At 59.5% G+C, this 2,882-nt stretch carries 3 protein-coding genes; all 3 read left to right on the forward strand.

Annotation, left to right across the window (positions count from 1 at the left end):
- The coding region (locus tag GXX82_16875; protein ID NLT24719.1) for a hypothetical protein at window positions 1–248 on the forward strand (248 nt) is incomplete at its 5' end.
- Window positions 238–2,382, forward strand: coding sequence for a type IV secretory system conjugative DNA transfer family protein (locus tag GXX82_16880; protein ID NLT24720.1), 2,145 nt, complete (start codon window positions 238–240; stop codon window positions 2,380–2,382). The genes GXX82_16875 and GXX82_16880, both read left to right, overlap by 11 nt.
- The coding region (locus tag GXX82_16885) for a hypothetical protein (protein ID NLT24721.1) at window positions 2,375–2,882 on the forward strand (508 nt) is incomplete at its 3' end. The genes GXX82_16880 and GXX82_16885, both read left to right, overlap by 8 nt.

Below are 2,882 nucleotides of genomic sequence, written 5' to 3' on the forward strand. Positions count from 1 at the left end.
AGCAGCTCATCCGCGAACAGGACCTCACGTGGACCAGCGCGACGCCCTGGGTGTCGGCTATTCTGCTGGTCATCATAATGTCCCTCCCGATGTTCCGGATCTGGTTGCTCAGCCTCCTGGCCATGCTTGCCGGCCCCGCGGTCATCGTTGGGATCATCGTCACGGTCCTCGTGTTGAAGGAAAGGGCAGGCTGGATGCTGAGGAAGGCGCAGGCTGCCAGGAATCAGGGAGGTAACGATGTTCGATAAGACACGAATGAAATTCAGGGAAATGGCCGCACAATACGCCATGACGGGGACCATGCCCTCCCCGCCGGAGGCCACATTGTCCGATATCTTTCCGGACAAACAGGCCCAGGAGCGCTTGTGTAGGATCGTAGAAGAGGAGTCAGACGAGGTCGTGCGCTATCTCCTGGTCGAATGGCTGCACACACAGAAGGAACAGATCGTCGAGTTCTGCCGGGTCCACGGGATCGACGCGGGCAGACGGAAGTTCCGGAGTCACTACGGCTACAACCCGGACGTGAAAGCAATGAATCTTTCCTGGTTGAGGATCCTCGGTGTCGCCCTGGCGGCGTTCCTCATCGTTCTGATCAAGGACAAGGTCGTCGCCCTGGAGGGAACCAGCACCCTCTCCCTGTACGCGGAAAAAGCAATGTCAGGCCTCGGGTGGGGCCTCATCGCAGGCGGCCTGCAGTCGGTCTTTGAGGGGTGGAGATACAGCAAAACGGACCTCCTTTCCAGGGCCTTCAGCTGGTGGATGGGTCTGTCACGGCCGCAGATCTGGCGCGATACGGACAAACTCGGAGAAATGTATTTGCATGGCCACGTCGACGTCGCTGAGCTCAACGCAGCCGTGGCGTTTGCCAGAGGCATCAAAGCCCGCTGTTCCTGGGACCGGTCCCCGCGGATCCCCATAGGTACCACGAGCGGCCTCCTGAGGGCACAGGGCGTGGCAATGTCGGCTCCGTTGGGTGTCCCGTTGAGCATCACCCTCAACGACCTGGCAACCTCGATGATCATCCTCGGCGGCACCGGCAGTGGCAAAACCATGCACCTCAACGCGCAGATCACCTCGTTCTTGAACGGAAAGGGGGACGAGAGCTTGATCTGCATCGACCCGAAGCGCAGCTCGATGATGGACATTTACTCCATCTTCTCCTCGATCCCAGAGGAGCGTCGGGCCCGGTACAAGTTCCGCGTCATCGGTCCGGACGCGTGGCAAATGGCATATAACCCGATTGACAGGAAGGTCATGACGCCGGAGGAGGCCTCAAGCATCCTCCTGGACGCAATAAAAGGCGAAGGCGGCGGGCAAGGCGATGGAGAATATTGGGCCAGCATGACCGTGGACCTCGTTTACAGTGCCATGCACCTCCTGGATCTCGCGGGGGTCGAAAGGGACCTCGGGACCGTCAACGATATCCTCATGAACCACGATGCGGTGGAAGCCACCTTGAAACTGGCGGAGGACGCAGCCGTCGCGGACACGGAGAAGCTGGAGCTCTTGGCGAAAGTGCGGGAATCCATCCGCGTGAACCTGCTCGAGGTCCCCGAGAAAACCCGTGGGAACGTGATATCCAGCATCTCAGCGTGGATTGGGCGGTTCTCGATGCCCTCCATGTCGAATTTCAACCGTTCGAACATCTCCCTCGAGGACCTCGTGCGCGAGCAGTGCCTCTTTATTGTCGATATCCCGGAGACCCTGGGAAAGCCGGGGAAGCTGTTGCGCTATTTCTTGTTTCGCCAGCTGTACGATATCGCCCTCAAGCGCATCGGCACGAAGGACCAGCGATACATGGTCCTCATCGCGGACGAGGTTCAAGAGTCAACGAATGCCTTTTCTTTCAGAAAATCCGCCCTCTCGCGCGAGGGGAGACTATGCCTCATCGCGGCATCACAGAGCCGTTCACAGCTCGTGACGACATGGGGCGGAAAAGAGAGCGCGGATACCATCCTGGCCAATTTCCGGTCCAGGATCATCCTCTCGACGGATGACATGGAAACCAGGGAGTGGATGAAAAAGCTGATCTCAGAGGGCGAGCTGCCGGAGCACAGCTATTCGAAATCCACGTCCCGGACCAAAGGTATGGGTGCAAGCCCTGGCGCCATGATGGCCGGACCTCTCGCTGGGCTGTTTGGAATGATGAACTTTAACAAATCCAAGACGGACAGCACGACGTGGTCCGTGAACCTCAAACGGTCCCCTCTTCGCGACGAGGTCTTTGACACCATGGGACCGGGCCAGGCTGTTTGCGTGCTGAACTGGGGAGGATGCCGCAGGAAATCGATCGTGACCCTGGATGCACGGAGGTTCGACAAGTCGCCCAGGGTGAAGGAGTTGTTGATCAAATACCACCAGGAGGTGACAGGAAATGCTTAATGATAATGAGAACGACAGAGAGGAATTCCAGGGCGCCCCGGACATGGCAGCCATGGAAGCAGCGATCGCGGCCGCCATGGCCACCGAGGATCCCGTGGAGGAGGTTGTAGAGGAAGGCCTGGAAACCGTGCAGGAGACCCCTCAGGTGGCGCAGGAGGCCCCGGACGTTCACGTCCAGGAGGAGAGGGAGCTCACCCTCCAGGATATCGTCGAGGTCCTGACTAGTATGCAGACATCGATCGAGCGCATGGCCACGCTGTTTGCCGGCATGGTGGATACTGTGAAGGAGATGTCAACCGGGGTGACCGAACTAAGCGGTGCGGGCCTCGGTGGCGGCGGGAAGGACAGCGGCGGCCCTGTGAACCCGGTCGTGCTGAAGCTCGCGGTCCAGGCAGCCATGACCGCGGCGATCCCGGAACTCTCGAAGATGCTGCGGGGGCAGATCGCGGCGGTGAAGATGGATATGCAGCGTGCCGCGGAAGAAGACGCAAGGATAGTCG

The organism is Syntrophorhabdus sp. (assembly GCA_012719415.1).
Lineage (GTDB): Bacteria > Desulfobacterota > Syntrophorhabdia > Syntrophorhabdales > Syntrophorhabdaceae > Delta-02.